General features: G+C 34.0%; 15 protein-coding genes. 4 read left to right on the forward strand and 11 right to left on the reverse strand.

Annotated elements, in window-relative coordinates:
* Positions 1–646: 646 nt before the first annotated feature.
* Both BUC11_RS05655 and BUC11_RS05660 read right to left on the reverse strand, forming a co-directional pair.
* The gene (locus BUC11_RS05655; RefSeq protein ID WP_073352703.1) at positions 647–1,501 is read right to left on the reverse strand and encodes a leucine-rich repeat domain-containing protein; all 855 of its coding nucleotides are present in this window, start codon (positions 1,499–1,501) and stop codon (positions 647–649) included.
* A 331-nt stretch (positions 1,502–1,832) separates the two neighbouring features.
* Entirely contained in the window at positions 1,833–2,108 is a 276-nt protein-coding gene (locus tag BUC11_RS05660; RefSeq protein ID WP_073352704.1) for a 4a-hydroxytetrahydrobiopterin dehydratase, read from the reverse strand.
* A 98-nt stretch (positions 2,109–2,206) separates the two neighbouring features.
* On the opposite strand from BUC11_RS05660, the gene BUC11_RS05665 reads away from it, so the two are divergent.
* Positions 2,207–3,355 carry an 8-amino-7-oxononanoate synthase gene (locus tag BUC11_RS05665; RefSeq protein WP_073352705.1) on the forward strand — a complete coding sequence of 383 codons (1,149 nt, stop codon included), beginning with the start codon at positions 2,207–2,209 and terminating at the stop codon, positions 3,353–3,355.
* Here the strand turns inward: BUC11_RS05665 and BUC11_RS05670 are convergent.
* Positions 3,348–4,238, reverse strand: a complete 891-nt coding sequence (locus BUC11_RS05670) for a diacylglycerol/lipid kinase family protein (RefSeq protein ID WP_073352706.1) — start codon at positions 4,236–4,238, stop codon at positions 3,348–3,350. The two genes, BUC11_RS05665 and BUC11_RS05670, sit on opposite strands and share 8 nt — an antisense overlap.
* A gap of 64 nt (positions 4,239–4,302) precedes the next feature.
* Between BUC11_RS05670 and BUC11_RS05675 the strand changes: the two genes are divergently transcribed.
* Positions 4,303–5,271, forward strand: coding sequence for an App1 family protein (locus tag BUC11_RS05675; protein WP_073352707.1), 969 nt, complete (start codon positions 4,303–4,305; stop codon positions 5,269–5,271).
* A 31-nt stretch (positions 5,272–5,302) separates the two neighbouring features.
* Here the strand turns inward: BUC11_RS05675 and BUC11_RS05680 are convergent, their stop codons facing one another.
* On the reverse strand, positions 5,303–7,210 hold the full coding sequence (locus BUC11_RS05680) for an ABC transporter ATP-binding protein (protein WP_073352733.1): 1,908 nt from the start codon (positions 7,208–7,210) through the stop codon (positions 5,303–5,305).
* A 73-nt stretch (positions 7,211–7,283) separates the two neighbouring features.
* Here BUC11_RS05680 and BUC11_RS05685 point away from each other — a divergent pair, with 73 nt between their 5' ends.
* Positions 7,284–7,667 carry a DUF983 domain-containing protein gene (locus tag BUC11_RS05685; RefSeq protein ID WP_073352734.1) on the forward strand — a complete coding sequence of 128 codons (384 nt, stop codon included), beginning with the start codon at positions 7,284–7,286 and terminating at the stop codon, positions 7,665–7,667.
* Between the two features lie 2 nt (positions 7,668–7,669).
* Here BUC11_RS05685 and BUC11_RS05690 read toward each other — a convergent pair whose 3' ends face one another.
* From BUC11_RS05690 to topA, 7 genes are all read right to left on the reverse strand, one after another.
* A complete protein-coding gene (locus BUC11_RS05690; RefSeq protein ID WP_073352708.1) occupies positions 7,670–8,722 on the reverse strand; it encodes an NAD(P)/FAD-dependent oxidoreductase in 1,053 nt (350 codons plus the stop codon).
* 98 nt (positions 8,723–8,820) lie between these two features.
* The gene (gene porN / locus BUC11_RS05695) at positions 8,821–9,711 is read right to left on the reverse strand and encodes a type IX secretion system ring subunit PorN/GldN (RefSeq protein WP_073352735.1); all 891 of its coding nucleotides are present in this window, start codon (positions 9,709–9,711) and stop codon (positions 8,821–8,823) included.
* Positions 9,712–9,758: 47 nt separating this feature from the next.
* Positions 9,759–11,303 carry a type IX secretion system motor protein PorM/GldM gene (gene porM / locus BUC11_RS05700; protein ID WP_073352709.1) on the reverse strand — a complete coding sequence of 515 codons (1,545 nt, stop codon included), beginning with the start codon at positions 11,301–11,303 and terminating at the stop codon, positions 9,759–9,761.
* 46 nt (positions 11,304–11,349) lie between these two features.
* Positions 11,350–11,997, reverse strand: a complete 648-nt coding sequence (gene porL / locus BUC11_RS05705; protein WP_073352710.1) for a type IX secretion system motor protein PorL/GldL — start codon at positions 11,995–11,997, stop codon at positions 11,350–11,352.
* A gap of 40 nt (positions 11,998–12,037) precedes the next feature.
* Positions 12,038–13,438, reverse strand: coding sequence for a T9SS ring complex lipoprotein PorK/GldK (gene porK, locus BUC11_RS05710; protein ID WP_073352711.1), 1,401 nt, complete (start codon positions 13,436–13,438; stop codon positions 12,038–12,040).
* A gap of 127 nt (positions 13,439–13,565) precedes the next feature.
* Complete coding sequence (locus tag BUC11_RS05715; RefSeq protein ID WP_073352736.1) at positions 13,566–14,717, reverse strand: formimidoylglutamase; 1,152 nt, start codon at positions 14,715–14,717, stop codon at positions 13,566–13,568.
* Positions 14,718–14,802: 85 nt separating this feature from the next.
* Positions 14,803–17,334, reverse strand: a complete 2,532-nt coding sequence (gene topA, locus BUC11_RS05720) for a type I DNA topoisomerase (protein ID WP_073352712.1) — start codon at positions 17,332–17,334, stop codon at positions 14,803–14,805.
* Positions 17,335–18,005: 671 nt separating this feature from the next.
* Between topA and miaB the strand changes: the two genes are divergently transcribed.
* Positions 18,006–19,451, forward strand: coding sequence for a tRNA (N6-isopentenyl adenosine(37)-C2)-methylthiotransferase MiaB (gene miaB / locus BUC11_RS05725; RefSeq protein WP_073352713.1), 1,446 nt, complete (start codon positions 18,006–18,008; stop codon positions 19,449–19,451).
* Positions 19,452–19,487 lie beyond the last annotated feature (36 nt).

Raw genomic sequence — 19,487 nt, forward strand, 5'->3', positions numbered from 1 at the left:
TGACTATTTAATTTTAAATAAATAAATTCTTCCATGGATCAAAAAAATTAAAAGCTAAATCTATATCAATCCCAACTTCTTAAATTTCTTGCTTTCTATCATAACCATTAAAATGAACTTTGCTTGAACAAATAGGATTGAAAAACCTACTCGCCATCTCTATTTTTGCTTATATCTATGTCTACTCTTTACCTTTTTAGCACATAGATTATCTTCCAGAATTATAGGTATTGAAAATAATACTTAAAAAATTACTTTGGACTACGTATCAAAACCGATTTATAGCACAATAAAACGGCAGTATGTATATTGAAAAAAGGTAAGTATTGGAAATAGCAAAAAGGTAAAGATGCTCACAGCTTAAGAATTCAGGTAAAGCCTGGAGAAACAATTACCCTTGAATTCGATTCTTTTCATATTATCGCTATATTACTGAATACCTACTAACTCAAAAAAATAGCTACTTAATAAAGGGTTCTATCGAACCTAAGAAAACTAAATTAGGCATTGATTACCACATTTAACTAAATAAAAAAACCTATACGACAAGTCATACAGGTTTTCAACCAACTAAGTTTATTATAATTAAATATCCGAAACCAACTAAAATCTTTATTTGAAAAATAGTATCTAACGTAATTCTAAATTAATCCTCTGAAACAATAGCTGAATTTCTATTCGTTGTTACATCTAATAAAACGGTTATTCCTTGCTCGTTCAACATCGTCATGTTCAAGGTATCCAAAACAGCTAAATTTTTAGAAACTAAACCCTTAAATCTATTATAGGAAATATTCATTTCTTTAAGATTGTTTAAGTTTTCTAATTCAAATGGAACTTGACCATCCATCTTGTTATCAAACAAACTGAAATTTTCTAATGCAGTCATATTTTCAACATCTCTGCTCAATCCGCCTACCAGTTTATTACTGTTTAGCAACAATACCTTCATCGTTTTTACATCATAAAGAGAATTTGGAATTTCTCCAACAATTTCATTGTTGAATAAAGATAAAACTTCTAATTGCTTCAACGCACCAATTTGCATTGGCAATTCTCCAGTGAGTGCATTCATATACAATTCTAAATCTTTCAAATTAGCCATATCACAAACTGAAGCAGGAATTGATCCAGATAAATTATTAAAAGAAAGATTCAATACTTTCATTTCTTTTAGATTTCCAATAAAAACAGGTATCATTCCCGATATCTTATTTTTATGTAAGTCTAATTCTTGAAGACCAGTCAAATTTAATATCTCCGTTGGAATTTCACCTACTAAATTGTTATCCGCTAATCGTATTGAGATCACTTTATCATCTTGAAGTTTAACGCCATACCATGTAGAAACTGGCAATGACAAATCCCACTTATTAATCCATTGCTTTCCATTTGTAGCTTCATATAATTTCACCAAGGCCTCTTTCTCTGACTGAGAAACATTTGCAAGCATTGAAAAAGAAAATAAAATGGATAAAAGTAGCGTAGGTATAATTTTCATGACTGGAATTTTAATTTGCACATCTAAAACTACCTACAAAATAGTTAATCAGCAAATAAAATCGACAAACAACACAATATTTCACTTTATTTACAGAAATAGCTTACTTTTAATTTCTAATTTATTCTCACTTTAACTTTCTAATGCTGTTTACACAAGCGACATAAAATTATAGAAATCATTTTATAAGACCTTGATATTCAGATTTTAATGCAACTAATTACTGGAAGCAATCTGTGCCCCTTTTTTATTATAATTGAACAAAACTAGCGCAAGGAGCAAAGGTTTTAAATAAAAAAAATCGTCTTGAGACAATCAAGACGATTTTTTTCTAAATTTTTTCTATGGCCTGCGCCAAATCAATATCCTTATCCGTGACTCCACCAGCATCATGAGTGGTCAATCGAATAGTCACCTTATTATAGACATTAAATAATTCCGGATGGTGGCTTCTTTTCTCTGCCATCACTCCTACTTGTACAATGAAACCCAAAGCTTGAGTAAAATCAGCAAATTTAAATTTTTTCTCAATTCCGCTATTGTTAAATGTCCAGCCTTTTAGCTCTTCCAAATGGGTTTGAATGGATTCCTCTGAATAAGTTTTCATAATTTATTTATTTTATCATATAAAGTTACTTAATTTCTAGACAATCAATGATACTTTAACTTTATTAACTAATTTTGGAAAAAACATTTCTACTCAATTTGAACACCGATTATTCCTTTAAAATTTATACTTCAACAGCGCAACTTCCTTTAAATTGGGATGATGTAGCAATTTCAACTATTTTTTTATCTAAAAAATACTTAGAAGTTTTAGAAAAATCGTCTCCTGAAAACATGATTTGTCATTTTATTGGCATTTTTGAAAAGGAGACTTTAGTTGGCATTTCCCTTTCTCAATTTCTAAATTTGAATAAATTAGCCTCTTTTGGAGAAAGAGACCAATGTATAAAAACTGCCGTCCGCAATATTGTTTTTAGAAATTTCGGATCACAAGTTTTGGTCCTTGGAAACAACATGCTAACAGGACAAAATTGCTATGCTTTATCCGATTCAATCGATAAGAAAAAAGCGATGAAAGCCTTATATTTCGCTACAACGGAATTAAAAAAAATATTTAAATCTAAAGGTGTTACTATTCATATTACGACCTATAAAGATTTTGGCGAGGAAGAAATTAAAAACTTCGCCATTCCAGAATTCGAAAATGATTATCAATTTTCGACACAACCCAACATGATTTTTTCCATAAATGAAAATTGGAAATCAGAGCAAGATTACATTGATTCTCTTTCAAAAAAATACAGAGATCAGTATAAAAGAGCGCGTAAAAGGGCAACTGACATACAGAAACGAAAATTAAATCTGGAAGACATTATTTCACTGGAAGACACCATTTATGAGCTGTATTTTCATGTTGCTAAAAATGCTCCTTTTAATACTTTTTTTCTACCAAAAAACCATTTTAGAATTTTTAAAGAAATCTTTAAAGACAAATTCCTTTTTTATGGTTATTTTATTGGCGAAAAACTAATTGGCTTCAATACTTTAATAAAAAATGGAGCAATCATGGATACGTATTTTCTTGGCTATGACGACAGCATTCAACGAGAAAAGATGCTTTATTTAAACATGTTATATGATATGATTGCTTACTCCATAAACAAAGGCTTCAATGAAATAGTTTTTGCTAGAACAGCTTTGGAAATAAAAAGTTCTGTTGGTGCTAAACCCCTAAAAATGTATGGACTTATAGCGCACAACAATAGATTGGTAAATCCTTACATGTCAAAAATATTCAAATATCTAGAACCCGAAAGCATCTGGCAAGAACGAAATCCGTTTAAATAATTTGAATTGGAGGATTAGGAATTGCCACTTTCATTTGTTTGGGTAGAATTTCAATAACTAGCTTGGTTTCTGTTCCGCAATATTCTCCATCAATCTGAAAACTAACCGGAATGTTTGTTGTTATAAATGCTTTATCAGTCGAAATAATCTCTACATCATTCACATCGATTGGCATATTACCGGTTATGATTTTGCCTAGTACCACCAAATCCATATTTTTCAAAATAACCAATTCAAATTTCCCATCATCCATTATACCATTTGGATTTATGGAAACCCCAGTACCATATTTTTGAGAATTAGCGATTACGATCATTCTCGCCTCACATTCTATCGTGGGAAAATCACCAGTAATGGTCGCGATAAATGGATCTTCTAAATCAATCAAAGTGTTTACTGTTTGCAGTGCGTACCCCCATTTTCCACGAATACTGCTGTTTTCATAGTTCTTAATCATTTCTGCATTGATTCCCAAATCGCTTAAATGAATGCTTTTTTTTCCGTTAATGGAAACCATGTCAATTTCCATATAACCATTTTGAAAAGCGATTTCCAAATTTTCTGAAATCCCAGAGGGTAAATTTAAATCTACAGCTAAACCATTGGCGGAACCGGCTGGCAAAATACCAATGATCACATCAAGAGTTTCCATGGCTTCCGCCACCATTTTTATTGTGCCGTCACCTCCCGCTACAATAATTCGCTTTGGCGCGTAGGTTGCATAAAGCGCTTTTATATTGTCACTATCTGAAACTCCAGATGTATTATAAATCACTAAATTCAAATTTTCCTTTTCCGCAAAAAAAGCGACCTCATCAATAAGATCAGACTTATCAACGTCTCCCGAAATGGGATTAACAACTAGGATTACGTTATTTTTCAAATTTTATTCTGTTTTATTGATTTAAAACCGTTAAATTCATCTTTTATCAAAAGTACTACAATATATGAAACCAATTTTAAAATTATATCGAGGTTATGCTAATGAACAAGAATTAATTGTCATGGGACATGTGTTCAAACCCACATCGATTGAGGAGTATAATTTTCAAAAAAAGAATCTAAAAAACGCTACTTCTGTAATCAAAATGTTCCAAATAAAAACTCAAGCTAATGCTGATGTCTATCTAAAACACAACAATTCCAAAATTCATACCAAAACATTAGCGGACGGTTATTTCAAATTTTGTGTGCCTTTAGATCAAGACAAAAACTACGGCTGGATTGATTATGAAGTTAGTATTGTTTATAAAAATGGAACCATTACTACGAAGGATAGTTACATTAGGCCACACAAAGGAAATTTAGGAATTATATCTGATATAGATGATACTTTTTTAGTGTCACATACGCTAAATCCGTTGAAAAAATTATATGTGCTGTTGTTTAAAAATGTAAATAAGAGAAAAATATATGAGGACGTTGTCACCCATTATCAAGCTTTAAGTACTGCAGGAAGAGACAATAAAGAAGAGTTTAATGCTTTTTTTTATGTTTCCAGCAGTGAATGGAATTTGTATCGTTTTATAACAAAATTCACCGAAATCCATAAACTTCCAAAAGCTGTTTTATTGCTAAAAGATATTAAAACGAGTCTAACCGATTTCTTCATGACTGGCAGAGGAAACCACAATCATAAATTTGATAAAATAAAACATATCTTAGAATTTTACCCCAATTTAGAATATGTACTCCTTGGGGATGATTCGCAACACGATCCTTTTCTATATGAAGCGATTTGCAAGATTTTCCCCGTAACGGTAAAAGCGGTTTACATACGACAAACTGGCTCCACTAAAAAAGAAAAAATAATGACTGTTATGAAAAATTTAGAGACATTAAATGTTTCTATTTGTTATTTTAAAAATAGTAGTGAGGCCATCGCACATTCCCAATCAATAGGAATTATTACATAAAAAAAGAGCTCCATTACGGAACTCTTTGTTATTATAATTGATCAATTTCTTCTTGAACAACTTCCCAATCCAGCAGGAGTTTGTCTAATTCTGCTTTTTTCTTGTTGTAGGCTGTAAAAAATTTTGCGTCTTCAACATGCTTATCATAATTTGAAGCCAACATTTTATCGTCCTGCTGTATGTCTTTTTCTAATTGCTTAATTTGGCTCTCCACTTTGCTTAGTTTGTTTTGCAATGCTTTTCCCTTTTTCTGATCTTCATAGGAAGCCTTATTACTTTCTTTAGGTGCGGCAGCTTTCTCAGCATCTTTCTTCTCCACTTCGCGCATGTTTTCCATATTGCGTTGTTCTAAGAAATAGTTGATGTCGCCTAAATATTCTTTGATTTTTTGGTCTTTAAATTCATATACCAAATTTGACATTCCTTGCAAGAAATCCCTATCATGTGAAACCAGTAATAAAGTCCCACCAAATTTTTGAAGTGCAGCTTTCAAAACATTTTTTGATTTAATGTCTAAGTGATTTGTAGGCTCATCCATCAACAACACGTTAATAGGTTGTAATAATAATTTACACAACGCTAAGCGATTTCTTTCGCCTCCTGAAAGCACTTTTACTTTTTTATCTACATCATCACCTCTAAACAAAAAAGAACCCAGCATATCACGCACCTTCATCCGGTTTGTATCTGCTGCCGCGTCCTCCATAGTTTGCAATAAAGTAATTTCACCATCCAAATATTCGGCTTGATTCTGAGCAAAATAGCCTAGTTGTACATTATGACCTAATTTAATGTTTCCTTGATACTCAAATTCATCAACTATAGCTTTGATAAAGGTAGATTTTCCTTGTCCGTTTTGTCCAACAAATGCAATCTTGCTGCCTCGCTCTACTAACAAGTTAATATCTTTCAAAATCGTAACAGCACCGTAGCTTTTAGTCACATGCTCCGCTTCGATAACAACTCTTCCTGGCTCTTTAGAAACAGGAAAAGAAATATTCATCACTGAGTTATCATCTTCATCGACTTCGATACGTTCTACTTTATCTAGTTTTTTAATTAAAGATTGAGCCATCGAAGCTTTGGAAGCTTTGGCACGAAATTTTTCAATTAATTTCTCCGTCTCTTCAATTTTTTTGGCTTGATTTTTTTGCGTTGCCAATTGTTTTTCACGGATTTCATGACGTAATTCTAAATATTGAGAATAGGGTTTATTAAAATCATAAGCTTTTCCCAGCGAAATTTCAATGGTCCTGTTGGTGACATTATCCAAAAACATTTTATCGTGAGACACGATTACTACCACACCTGGATAATTACGCAAAAAACTTTCTAGCCAGATTATACTTTCTATATCCAAGTGATTCGTTGGCTCATCCAGTAACAAAACATCATTGGCTTGCAACAGCAATTTGGCTAATTCGATCCGCATTCTCCAGCCACCAGAAAAAGTTTCGGTTTGGTTATCAAAAACTTCTCTTTTAAAACCCAATCCCAGAAGAATTTTCTCTGTATCTCCTACATAATTATAGCCTCCTAATAATTCAAATCGATGGGTATAATCAGATAGATCCTCTATAATTTGACTGTATTCATCACTTTCATAATCGGTACGGGTCACTAACAAATGATTAATCTCCTCCAGCTTTTTTTCTACAATTTTTATTTCCGTAAAAGCTTCATAGGCTTCTTCAAGAACTGTTCTACCTTGTTCAAAATCAATGTCCTGACGCAGAAACCCCATACGGATATCTTTCTCTTGAGATATAACCCCTGAATCAGGTGCAAAATCTCTAGCCAACATTTTAAGCATGGTAGATTTTCCGGCTCCATTTTTCCCAACAAGACCAACTCTGTCTCCGGCACCCAATCGAAAGGTAACTTCTTCAAATAAATAAGTACCACCAAAAGAAACAGATAAATTGTGTATATTAAGCATGTATTGTGATTTTATTCCTTTTCGAATGCGTAAATTTGTAACTCCAAAAAAGGAAAAATTAAATTTTTTGCAAATGTTAAAAAAAGGATCCAAATTATATAGCATTTTAACAGGAACTTGTCCAAAATGTCAGAATGAGAGTATGTATTTAGATAAAAATCCACTTCATTTAAATAAAATATTAAAAATGCATGAAAATTGTAGTCATTGCGGCTTACATTATCAAATTGAGCCTTCCTTTTTTTATGGTGCGATGTACGTTAGTTACGGCTTAAATGTTGGCATAGGAGTTGCAGCCTTCATTATCTCATTTTTATTTTTAGGATCTAGTCTTAAAGTAGCTTTTATAGTAATTATCGTTTCACTTCTTATATCATTCCCATTCGTTTTACGTTGGGCTAGGAACATCTACATTAACATGTTTGTTTCCTACGATTCAAAGAATAAACTGAAATAGTTTTACTTCTTTTCTTTAGTTTTAAATCGTCTAATATCAATAGCAGCATCTAAAGGAACTTGGTATTCAATAGAGTCAAACAGTTCTTTTGCCATTGCTGGCCCCAGCATCACACCTCTAGTCCCCAAGCCGTTCAAAATATGAATAGCTTGGTGATTTTGTAGCGTTCCTACTAACGGCCGTCTGTCTTTTACCGTAGGGCGAACTCCCGCAAAATGGGCTATAATCTCAAAATCACAGGTTATTATTTCTTGTATTCTTTCTACCAATTCGGTTTTACCTTCTTCTGAAGGCAAATTTGTTTTATCTTTCCAATTGTAAGTTGCACCTACCTTGAATAAATCATTGCCAAGCGGTAAAATAAAGACGCTCGTATTAACTATTACATCTAAATCTAATTTGGGTGCTTTGATTATAAAAAGCTCTCCTTTTGTACCGTCTAATGGTAAATCCTTAAAAAAAGGATTTGCATGCATACCAAAACCCTCAGCAAAAATAATATGCTTCGCCTGAATATCTTTATAGCGAATACCACTTGTTTCAAGCTGTAAAGCGTCATAATCAAAAGATTCTTCTTGAAAAAGCGTATGGTCGATCAGGTAGGCTCTATACTTTTCTATTAACAAAGCAGTATCCACATAGCCTGTCTGTAAAACTTCACCATATCCATAAGGAGAATCAATTCCAGGATATTTTTTAGAAATTAATTGAGTGGATAAAAAGGGAGCTAATGTTAGCTTATCAGAAGCCGCAAACCAATTATTCTGTTCTTCAACAGAAAAGAATTTCCGTAAGATGGGCCTTTTGAAATCAACGGTACATTTTAATTTTTCCTCTAAAACAGCATAAAACTGTTCCATTAATTCTAATTGTTCCTTCGCTTTCCAAACTTCACTAAAGCGCTTTAAAATAACTGGATTGTATAGCCCACCAGCAATTTTAGAGGAATTTTGGGAATTATTATCCATGACAAAAATAGATTTACCATTTTGCAAGGCCTTTTCTGCAAAAGAAATCCCTGCTAATCCACTACCTATAATTAAATAATCAATCATATAAAAACTCTTTAAAAAACGAAATACAAAGAAAACCCTTTAAAACAAAAAACTCTTACCATTACAGTAAGAGTTTTTAAATAATTTTTTAAGAAAAACTAATAGTTCCACATGTCTGATTCAAAATTGCGAATTTTATCCTTCACTCTCTCGGATTCTAACAGCTGATTTTGTGCATTATCTTTCATGTATTCTTCAATAGATCTATCTCCATACACATTTTCTTCTTTATAAATAACCGCGTTAAAACGTCTTGAATTTAATATTTGGTCAAATGAAACGGGCATTGCTGAATTTTTATCATTGAAAGCTTTTGCTTCATGCAAAACCTCTCTAGCAGCAGGAAAAAAGATCCAAAATAGTTCAATATAATCTTTTTCATCACTGTTGACCGTGTAAACATCTGGAGTAACAGGACACAATCCTAACAAACGATATTTCAATTCACTTTGACGCTTGTCAAAATACCAATATCCTTTAATTTTATATTGTGTTACATCTTGTGCTGATAAATCTGTTCTCAAAATATACTCATCAGAAATTTGATTTCCAGCGTTAATTTGTTCTCTACCCGCATCCGTCGTATCAATTCGTGTTAGCGACCCCTGAATGTCTTGCAACGATTTCTTAGTGTTAAAATAGCTGTCGGTATACACTTCCGTGATTTCACCATTTTTCATTGCTTTGGTCAACAAATCATACAAAGACCTTCTATCTGATCCTATGTTTGCAGTATCAATTGGAAAGTACAAGGCAAAATTAATTTTTTCGCTCAAGTCTATAATTTCCCAAGTAGTCTTTCCCATCAGAACATCTCTATCATGCACATAACCGTAAGCTAAAGGCTTATCGTTATCTGAATCAAGTTGAGCAGCAGTTTTCAGCCCTATTTCTTCTGGAATTTTTGCATTAAGCAGATTGGATTGCGCTACTGACGCAAAACTTCCGGAAATAGAGATAATGGCGATTAAAAAATTTCTTACATTCATCATGTTATCCTTATAAGATATTGAAATAGGTTACCAAAACCTACTTATTATTGTATTTCAAAAATTACTGGAGCAGTTCTTGGCAATAAATAACTACCTGCTCCGACAAGTTTAGTTTTAATTTCAGAGATTGTTACTTGATCTCCTCTTCCTGCTTTTGAAAGAACCGCTTTACATTGCGCATTCAATCTATTTCCTTGAACAACAACTGTAGGTTGACCAGTTACTTTTAAATTAAATCCAACAACATTTAAACCAACTTCAAAATCAAAATCCTCTAATTTTGCTCCAATAGTAGCAATTTCAAGATTAGATTTAGGTCCTTTAACCACACCTGTTTCTCCTCTAATTGTTCCTGTTGGACCTGGAATTCCTTTGATTCTAAATACTTTTTTATCATTCGCAACTTTTCCGTCAGACATTTTACCAGAAACGCTTACTACAACTTCATTACCTCCACCAGGATTCATAACGTACTTGCCATTACCCACCTTTGATAAACCTGGAGCAGAAGCATTAACAGCATTATCCGGAATACCAGCAAATGAAATCGTCATTGGATTAGATACACCTCTATAGACTACGTTCATTTTGTCTGCTGAAATTGTAGCAGAATTAGGTCTTGGTACAACAACATATTTTCCAGCGAATGGTAAAGGAATTGTTTTACCATCTTCAACAAAAGTAAATTTTCCCGAAATATTTTGCTCACCTACTCCTCCTGCGGTTAAAGCTATTTTAGCCTGACCTGTAGCTGGATCCAATCTTGCACCAGTAACATTGGTAGGTTTAGTATTCTCGTCATAACGACCCAATACTACTTTTCCTGTAACTTTCTCTCCTTGAAAGTAAGCATTTTTATCTAATACCACGATAGCTTGATAATTACTATAAGAGGCAGCAGCAACAGCCGCTTTACCCAATGCAGTACTATAAACATCTGATTCTGCTTTTTTAACATCATTCTGCCATGCAGATAATTTTGCCAATGATGCTACAGCTGGAAAACCTTTAAAATGATAATCTAAATAAGGTATCGCTATTCCATCTTTATTTTTCACATCTGCCAAACTAAACTTAGTTTGAACTTCAGATAAAATTGGTGCTAATTTTTTATTATCCCCTAAAGCCAATTTCATATCCGCTTTATACTTTTCAATTGTGGCAATAACTTCTTTCCCTTTAGCAGAATAACCCGCGGGGCTAAACCATAAATTATCAATATTATCTCCTTTGTCCATTTCCTCGTAAGGTAACTTCCCCGTTTCAGGATCTACTTCTGTGCCTACTAAAACCTGTGATTTTATTGATTCAATATAATCGTAAAAGTTCTTTGTTATAACCTCTACTTTGTGAGCTGTGACTGCCGCTATTTTAAATTCTCCACCTGCTTCAGCCGCTTTTGCATCTAATCCTGCTAACATTTGAGCATTTGACTGCACAGCGGAAGAGTTAGAGCCTTCAAATTTTTCGTTCATTAATCCAAATGCAGATAATACTTCTTTGGACATATTTAATGCTAACATTGCGATAAAAACCAAGTACATTAGGTTAATCATCTTCTGTCTAGGGGTTAGTTTTCCTCCTGCCATATTTTCTAAATAATTAGTTTATTGTTTTTGTATAGTTCGAAACTAATTATCCTTTGTTACTCATTGCAGAAAGCATTCCTCCATATACGTTGTTTAAAGACGAAAGATTAGAAGTCAATGATTGCATTTGATCTTTTAATTTTAAGTTATTTTCAGCAACTTCTTCATTTATTTGGGCATTTCTAGAAGCACTTTGCAACTGTATTTTATATAAACTATTTAAAGATTCCATTTGGGCTGCAGCCAAAGTTAATTCTTCACTGTATTTTTTAGTAGAATTAATAGAATCCACAGTAGGAGCAATTCCCTTAGCCGCTGATTCGAAATTTTTAATACTACTTCCTAAACTAGCCATTAATTCCCCATCAATTTTAGCGTCTTTTAACATGGCGTCTAATTTTTGAGATAACATTCCTTGTGCATCGTGTTCAGCTACTACTGGTTTAGCAATAGCAATAGCATTTTTATCTTTAAGCTGTGGGTAAACCATTTCCCATTTATATTCGTCATCAACTGGCTCAAAAGCAGAAAGCGCAAAAATAGCTGCCTCTACAACAAGACCAATCGTAAGCATAAGATTACCCGTAATTGGACCAAATTCAATATGGGTAATTTTGAACAATGCGCCAATGATTACAACCGCTGCTCCCATACCGTATGCGAAATTCATCGCCTTTTTGCCTAATAATGCCATAAAAATGTAATTTAAAATTTAATAGATTTGGTTTTTTTGTTTATTTTTTCTTTTTCCCGTTGCCGGTGGTTTGAATTCCCATGTAATCTTGAACGGTTCTAAAACCAATGTAACTTCTGGCTGAATCAGCATATTCATAATCTCTAGTACTTACTTGTAGGAAATAAGCAACATCTTTCCAAGAACCACCACGAAGTACCTTACGCTTATTGGAAGCATCAAGTACATTTGGATTCATTGAGGAAACATATTCATAAGCATTTGGATCATAAGAAGAATCCGTCCACTCCGATACGTTACCTGCCATGTTATAAAGATTATATCCATTTGGCTCGTATGATTTAGCTTCAACAGTATACAACGCTTCATCAGCAGCATAATCACCTCTATTTGGTTTAAAATTAGCTAAAAAACAACCTCTATCATTTTTTGTGTAAGGACCACCCCAAGGATAAGTCGCAGACTCAAGACCCCCTCTTGCGGAATATTCCCATTCTGCTTCTGTAGGCAATCGGAAAGAATTGATCAAATCTTGACCTTTCTTTTTTGATTTAACATAACTATTTTTATTTAATGTTCTCCAAGCACAAAATGCTTTTGCTTGTGTCCATTTCACTCCAACAACAGGATAATCACCATAGGCTTTGTGCCAAAAATAATCATTGTGCATTGGCTCATTGTAAGAGTAGGCAAAATCCTTAATCCAAACAGTTGTATCAGGATAAACATTAACTTCTTCTGTTTTGATAAAATCTTTTCTTCGTCCTACTTTTGCTTTGGCAGCAGCCTGAATATCCATCCAAGAGTAGCGGAATTTTAATTTATTAACATCGATAGTTCTTAGACCATTGTATGACTCCTCTATAGGCAAATACATAGAGTCCATCACTTCAGCGTAATACGCATCAGGATACAATTTAGTATCTTTAATTAATTTTACTTTTTTATTTAGTTTTCTACCAGCGTAAGGATCATCAGCAGTTCCTACACTATAATAATTGTCATACATGTACTTATCATACGCTGTCATTTTCTCAGGATCTGAGTCGTTAAAGGCAAAATCACCAATACTTCCAGCATTTTTTCCTTTACCTGTTCCAGCTGTTTGACCGCTTTCATCAGCTAGAATAGCCAAACGAACTCTCATTGTAGAATCTTTTACCCATTCTACAAATTGACGGTATTCACTATTGGTAATTTCCGTTTCATCCATGTAGAAGGAACGAACGGTAACCGTTTTTGTAGGAGCATCTTCAACATTAGCTAAATCAGCATCTGATTTACCCATGATAAAAGCACCGCCTGGAATTAACGCCATTCCATACGGCTTCTCAGGATGCCATTTTCCTCCATTAATACCAACTAATTCTCCTTTGTCGCTTGATTTACCACAGCCAATTAAAAGGGTCAAAATTGTCGTAAAAGCTATGAACTTCTTCATATAAATTTGGTTATCTATTCATTATTTTTAAGTGTGTAAACCTATTTATTATTTTTTAGAAAAACAATTTTTTTACACTAAACAAACTGTTTTTTATAAAAAAATCATAAATAAGTAAAAAAAGATTCTAAACGATGTTTTTTCTTTGGGCTTTCCACCATCTTTCAGGTAATTCCTGATTGCAAGCCAACAAATATTCATCATAAGAACAGGGTAATAACGTGTTTCTTTTTAATTTATTATTAACATTTGAAATAAATGGAATTTCTATCCACCAGCGATCTGTTTTATCACTTTTATAAAAAACAAGTTCTTCTTCTTCTAGCGGTACATTGTACTTTATATAATTTTCTTTGCTTCCAAATGGATACTCATTAGAACGATAATGAAATCCTTCTATAAAATACCAAATAATCTGTGCAATAAGGACTGATTCTTGTGCCGAATTATTATGGTTGAAAATCCCAAACGAAGAAACCTTGTCGCTTATTCCTGCATAACGGGCCAATGAACAAATTTCTTTTCCGTTAAAACCATTAGGTTGAAACGAAATGAAATTACCAGAATCAGCTGATTTAATGGAATGTAAATCTATGCTTACAACATCTGCATCTCTAAACACAGGCTCCGAAATAGAGATATTATTTGACACTTCCCCTAACCTGTAGGCGTCAAAAAACAATTTCTCTATTAAATCAATTTCCTCCTGTGAATTAAAATACGTTTGATACCCTATATTGCAATAGTTAAAAAGATTGTTAGGCTCATCAATGATTATTTTAGTCAAATAAGAAGAAGCTGAAACATCTTCATTTTCTTTCCCAAAATCAAATTTAGAATCGATGGAAACTAGGTTAACCATCTGTTCAAGATCATCATATCCTCTATAAATGGCGTACGTTAAATCCTGTGAACCTCCAATTACTATGGGAGTAATTTTCTTTTTGATTAAGCTCGCAACTACTTTTTTTAGAGCAAAATAAGTGTCTTCAACGGAATTGCCAGGCAGAATGTCCCCTAGATCAGCAATGGACGCATTCCAATTTCCTGGAAAAAGTCCGTATAATTCCTTTCGCACCGGCGTCAAATCACTATCGGAAATAGCGTTATTCGAACCTCGATTTTCCAAAACACCAATTATTGCAATTTTAATTTTGTTTAAATCTGGGAATTGTTCCGTGGTATGCAAAACTATTTTACTCCCTAATTGCTGAGAAGTTAATCCGTCTAGATATTCTAAGACTTCATTCGCTATCGGTTTTAGAAAATCAAATTCCATTGTATTATTTTTTTCCTCTCTCCTGCTCAAATTTCGGGACATTGCAAAATTTCAGCAGTCAAGGTTGTTATGAATTAAGAGTGTGTTATTTCTTTTTTGCAACTGCTTTCTTTACGACTGCTTTCTTAGCAACTGCTTTCTTAACTGGAGCCTTTTTTGCCGCCACTTTTTTAGCTGGAGTTTTCTTAGCTATCATTTCCTGAACTTCGGCTAGGGTCAACTTTGTTGCATCTACCTCTTTACTCAATTCAATTTTGATTTTGCCTTTGGTAATGACGGAGCGTCCCCAGCGAGCTTTTTCCACCAAAATTCCTTCTTCCTCCCAATTATGTAAAACCTTATCAATATTTTTCTGCAATTTGTCTTCAATCAAAGCTTCAATATCCTGCTGCGACAAATTATCAAAATCATATTTTTTACTCACATTGATAAACACACCGTCCCATTTGATAAAAGGACCAAAACGACCTACTCCTTTTTGAACTCCTTCGCCTTTGTAAACCGCAATTGGAGCATCAGCAAGTGCTTTTTCATCAATTAATTGTTTGGCTCTATCAAAATCTACGTCTAAGGGATTTTCTCCCTTAGGCAAGGAAACAAAGGCTGCACCATGACGAATGTAAGGACCATAACGGCCATTGCTTACCTCTACTTCTTCTTCTTGATAGTTTCCAAGATTTTTTGGCAACAAAAATAAATTCAGCGTTTCCTCCAAAGTAATGTTCCCAATATTTTGATCGCTCATTAAGCTGGCAAATTTTTTCTCTTCATCATCTGGAGCTCCAATTTGAGCCATTGGTCCAAATTTTCCTAAACGTACCGAAACCGGCTTTCCTGTTTTTGGATCTGTTCCTAAAATTCTCTCTCCACTTTCTCGCTCTGCATTAGCCTCTACGTCTTTTACATTTGGATGAAACTTATCATAGAATTCCTTCATCATTGTTGTCCAAACGATATTTCCATCGGCAATTTCATCAAAATCCTGTTCCACTTTAGCAGTGAAATTATAGTCCAAGATGTTTCCAAAATTTTTAACCAAGAAATCCGTTACGATGGTTCCGATATCTGTTGGAACTAATTTTCCTTTGTCTGAACCCGTATTTTCTTTAAGCAACTTTTCACCTACTTTTCCAGACTGCAATGTCAGTTGTGTATAATTTCTTTCTTGTCCATCAAGATTTCCTTTCTCCACATAATTCCTGTTTATAATGGTAGAAATCGTTGGAGCATAGGTAGACGGACGGCCAATTCCTAATTCCTCTAGTTTTTTTACCAAAGAAGCTTCAGTATATCTTGCTGCAGCTCGAGAATATCGCTCCGTAGCTGTGATGTAATTATTCTGCAATTTTTCATTGACTTTCATCGCTGGTAACATACCTTCTTGCTCTTCTTCATCGTCATCATGACCTTCTAAGTATACTTTTAAAAATCCTTCAAAAAGCAAAACTTCTCCTGAGGCCGTAAAAATTTCCCCGTGATTATTTGCTTCAATTTTCACGTTAGTACGCTCTAATTGTGCATCACTCATTTGCGAAGCCAAGGTTCTTTTCCATATCAAATCATACAATCGCGCTTGATCTCTATCAATATCAACGGTATGACGGGACATATCCGTTGGACGAATGGCCTCGTGCGCTTCTTGAGCTCCTTTACTTTTATTGACAAAAGTTCGAGGCTTAGAAAATTCTTTTCCGTAGGATTTGATGATTTCTGCTTGAGCAGCTTCCATCGCATCTTTAGATAAATTCACACTATCCGTTCTCATATATGTAATGAGTCCCGCTTCGTACAAACGTTGTGCTAATTGCATGGTAATTCCAACAGGTAAATACAATTTTCTGGCTGCTTCTTGTTGTAAAGTCGAAGTGGTAAAAGGGCCTGTTGGTGTTTTTTTGGTAGGCTTAGTTTCTAAGTCGGCTACCTTATATGTGGAACCTATATTTTTATTTAAAAAATCTTCAGCTTCTTTTTTAGTATTGAAATTTTTAGGCAATTTTGCTTTGAATGACTTTCCACCTTCGTTAGTAAACTCGGCAATAACAGAATAACTCGCGATAGCCTTGAAGTTTTGAATTTCTCTTTCTCGCTCTACAATCAAACGTACTGAAACCGATTGTACACGACCAGCAGAAAGCCCTCCTTTTATTTTTCTCCACAATACAGGCGATAATTCATAACCCACTAATCGGTCTAAAACCCGACGGGCTTGTTGCGCATTGACTAAATTATAATCGATTTCTCGTGGATTATCAATCGCTTTTAGGATTGCGGTTTTGGTAATTTCATGAAAAACAATACGCTTTGTTTTAGTTTTATCTAATTTTAATTCTTCGGCTAAATGCCAAGAAATAGCCTCACCCTCGCGATCCTCATCACTTGCTAACCAAACCATTTCAGCTTTTTTAGCTAGTCCTTTTAATTTAGTAACCAACGCTTTTTTATCAGCAGAAACTTCGTATTTAGGTTTGAAACCATTTTCGACATCTACTCCAATTTCTTTGGATGGTAAATCGGCAATATGTCCATAACTTGACTCTACCTGAAAATCACTTCCTAAAAATTTTTCGATTGTTTTCGCCTTTGCAGGTGACTCCACTATAACTAAATTCTTTGCCATATCCCGATTGTTTATGTCGGCAAAAGTATATGATTTTTTTAAATTTTAAGTTTTTTAAATTTTAAAAGTCAAATTCCTCGTTGAAATACAGCCTCTAGATGATTGCAATTGAATTCCATTTTCACAATTATATTGTTTAATCGAGTTACAATTGCGACCGATAAGATAGTGAAAATTTATAACTGAGCACTCATTTTAACAATGAGGCTCCAAGGCTTTAGGTAACTTTCAATCCATCCTATTTAAGGATAAAAAAAAGGTTGAATAATGCGACAACTAACGCTTACAATCAACTTTTATGTAAGCTTCTATAATTTTGAAGATAATGTTTAAAAATAATGCTACGTCCAACGGTGTACTCAAGTTCTTGTTTATAATTTTCCTCAATCTTTTTCAAATCAATAGAAAAAGCTATATCCAAATGAGACATTAAAATATTTAATACCCATAAAAAATAGCTGAAATACACAACTGCTTAGCCCCGATTGTAGTGGAAATCCTTTTTATTTTTTTCTTAAAAAACAAAAAGATTGTAACGGAAAGCGGGAAATAGCTCCTTACTTCGACTGCACTGAGTTGGGTAACTAAAACTTTAAAACAATGTTAATTCTTAGTCTGACATCTTGTCATATTTATTGGAATTCACTTATCTTTGCACTTTAAATTACCCCATGGAGAAGATTATTGAAGAAAGCAAACAAGGCGAAAGCTTAATTTTAGAGAATAAACCCGAGAATACTAAAAAACTTTTTATAGAAAGTTACGGCTGTGCGATGAATTTTTCGGATAGTGAAATTGTAGCTTCTATTTTATCAGGGAATGGATACAATACGACACAAATTCTAGAAGAAGCCGATTTAGTTCTGGTCAATACGTGTTCTATTCGGGACAAGGCAGAGCAAACTATTCGAAAACGTTTAGAAAAATACAATGCGGTGAAACGCATTAATCCAAAAATGAAAGTCGGCGTTTTGGGCTGTATGGCTGAACGATTGAAAGACAAATTCCTGGAAGAAGAAAAAATAGTGGATCTCGTTGTGGGGCCAGATGCGTATAAAGATTTACCAAATTTACTCGCTGAAGTCGAGGAAGGACGTGATGCAATAAACGTAATTTTATCAAAAGACGAAACCTACGGGGATATTTCGCCAGTTCGATTGATGAGCAACGGAATTACGGCTTTGGTTTCTATCACGCGTGGTTGTGATAATATGTGTACTTTTTGCGTGGTGCCTTTTACTCGCGGACGTGAACGCAGCCGTGAACCGCAAAGTATCATGTCCGAAATTCAAGATTTGTGGAACAAAGGCTTTAAAGAAATTACGCTTTTGGGACAAAACGTAGATAGTTTCCTCTGGTATGGGGGCGGTTTGAAAAAAGATTTTGCAACAGCATCAGAAATGCAAAAAGCCACAGCAGTAGATTTTGACCAATTACTCGAAATGGTAGCCGTTGGTTTTCCTAAAATGAGAATTCGATTTTCAACCTCTAATCCGCAGGACATGCACGAAAGTGTTTTGCATGTGATTGCCAAACATCCCAATATTTGCAAACACATTCATTTACCAGTACAATCAGGTAGTAACAGAATTCTGAAGGAGATGAATCGTTTGCATACGCGTGAAGAATACATGACTTTGATCGATAAAATAAGAAGAATTATCCCAAACGGGTCGATTTCGCAAGATATGATTTCAGGTTTTCCAACAGAAACAGAGGAAGATCATCAAGACACCTTGAGTTTGATGGACTATGTGAAGTATAATTTTGGTTATATGTATTCGTATTCGGAACGTCCGGGAACTTTAGCAGGACGAAAAATGGAAGACGATGTACCCGAAGAAACGAAAGCCAGAAGATTACAAGAAATTGTCGATTTACAACAAAAACACGCTTGGTTCCGCAGTGAAGAATTCATTGGTCAAACCGTAGAAGTATTAGTAGAGAAAGTTTCCAAAAAATCAACGGAAGAGTTTTCAGGAAGAAATTCCCAAAGTATCACAGTGGTTTTTCCAAAGGAGAATTACAAGATTGGTAATTTTGTGAATGTGAGAATTACTTCCTGTACCAGCGGAACTTTGAAAGGAGAAGCAGTTGGTTTGAGTGAAATGAATTGATTTTTTAACCACAAATTACGCAAATTTTTACAAATT

Origin of the sequence: Flavobacterium xanthum (assembly GCF_900142695.1) — a bacterium.
Taxonomy (GTDB): domain Bacteria; phylum Bacteroidota; class Bacteroidia; order Flavobacteriales; family Flavobacteriaceae; genus Flavobacterium; species Flavobacterium xanthum.

What these genes read in the sequence shown, in the direction of transcription:
- BUC11_RS05655 (WP_073352703.1), bottom strand. Translation starts at nt 1,501, where the DNA reads ATGAAAATTATACCTACGCTACTTTTATCCATTTTATTTTCTTTTTCA.
- BUC11_RS05660 (WP_073352704.1), bottom strand. Translation starts at nt 2,108, where the DNA reads ATGAAAACTTATTCAGAGGAATCCATTCAAACCCATTTGGAAGAGCTA.
- BUC11_RS05675 (WP_073352707.1), top strand. Translation starts at nt 4,303, where the DNA reads ATGAAACCAATTTTAAAATTATATCGAGGTTATGCTAATGAACAAGAA.
- BUC11_RS05680 (WP_073352733.1), bottom strand. Translation starts at nt 7,210, where the DNA reads ATGCTTAATATACACAATTTATCTGTTTCTTTTGGTGGTACTTATTTA.
- BUC11_RS05685 (WP_073352734.1), top strand. Translation starts at nt 7,284, where the DNA reads ATGTTAAAAAAAGGATCCAAATTATATAGCATTTTAACAGGAACTTGT.
- BUC11_RS05690 (WP_073352708.1), bottom strand. Translation starts at nt 8,722, where the DNA reads ATGATTGATTATTTAATTATAGGTAGTGGATTAGCAGGGATTTCTTTT.
- porN (WP_073352735.1), bottom strand. Translation starts at nt 9,711, where the DNA reads ATGAATGTAAGAAATTTTTTAATCGCCATTATCTCTATTTCCGGAAGT.
- porM (WP_073352709.1), bottom strand. Translation starts at nt 11,303, where the DNA reads ATGGCAGGAGGAAAACTAACCCCTAGACAGAAGATGATTAACCTAATG.
- porL (WP_073352710.1), bottom strand. Translation starts at nt 11,997, where the DNA reads ATGGCATTATTAGGCAAAAAGGCGATGAATTTCGCATACGGTATGGGA.
- porK (WP_073352711.1), bottom strand. Translation starts at nt 13,438, where the DNA reads ATGAAGAAGTTCATAGCTTTTACGACAATTTTGACCCTTTTAATTGGC.
- BUC11_RS05715 (WP_073352736.1), bottom strand. Translation starts at nt 14,717, where the DNA reads ATGGAATTTGATTTTCTAAAACCGATAGCGAATGAAGTCTTAGAATAT.
- topA (WP_073352712.1), bottom strand. Translation starts at nt 17,334, where the DNA reads ATGGCAAAGAATTTAGTTATAGTGGAGTCACCTGCAAAGGCGAAAACA.
- miaB (WP_073352713.1), top strand. Translation starts at nt 18,006, where the DNA reads ATGGAGAAGATTATTGAAGAAAGCAAACAAGGCGAAAGCTTAATTTTA.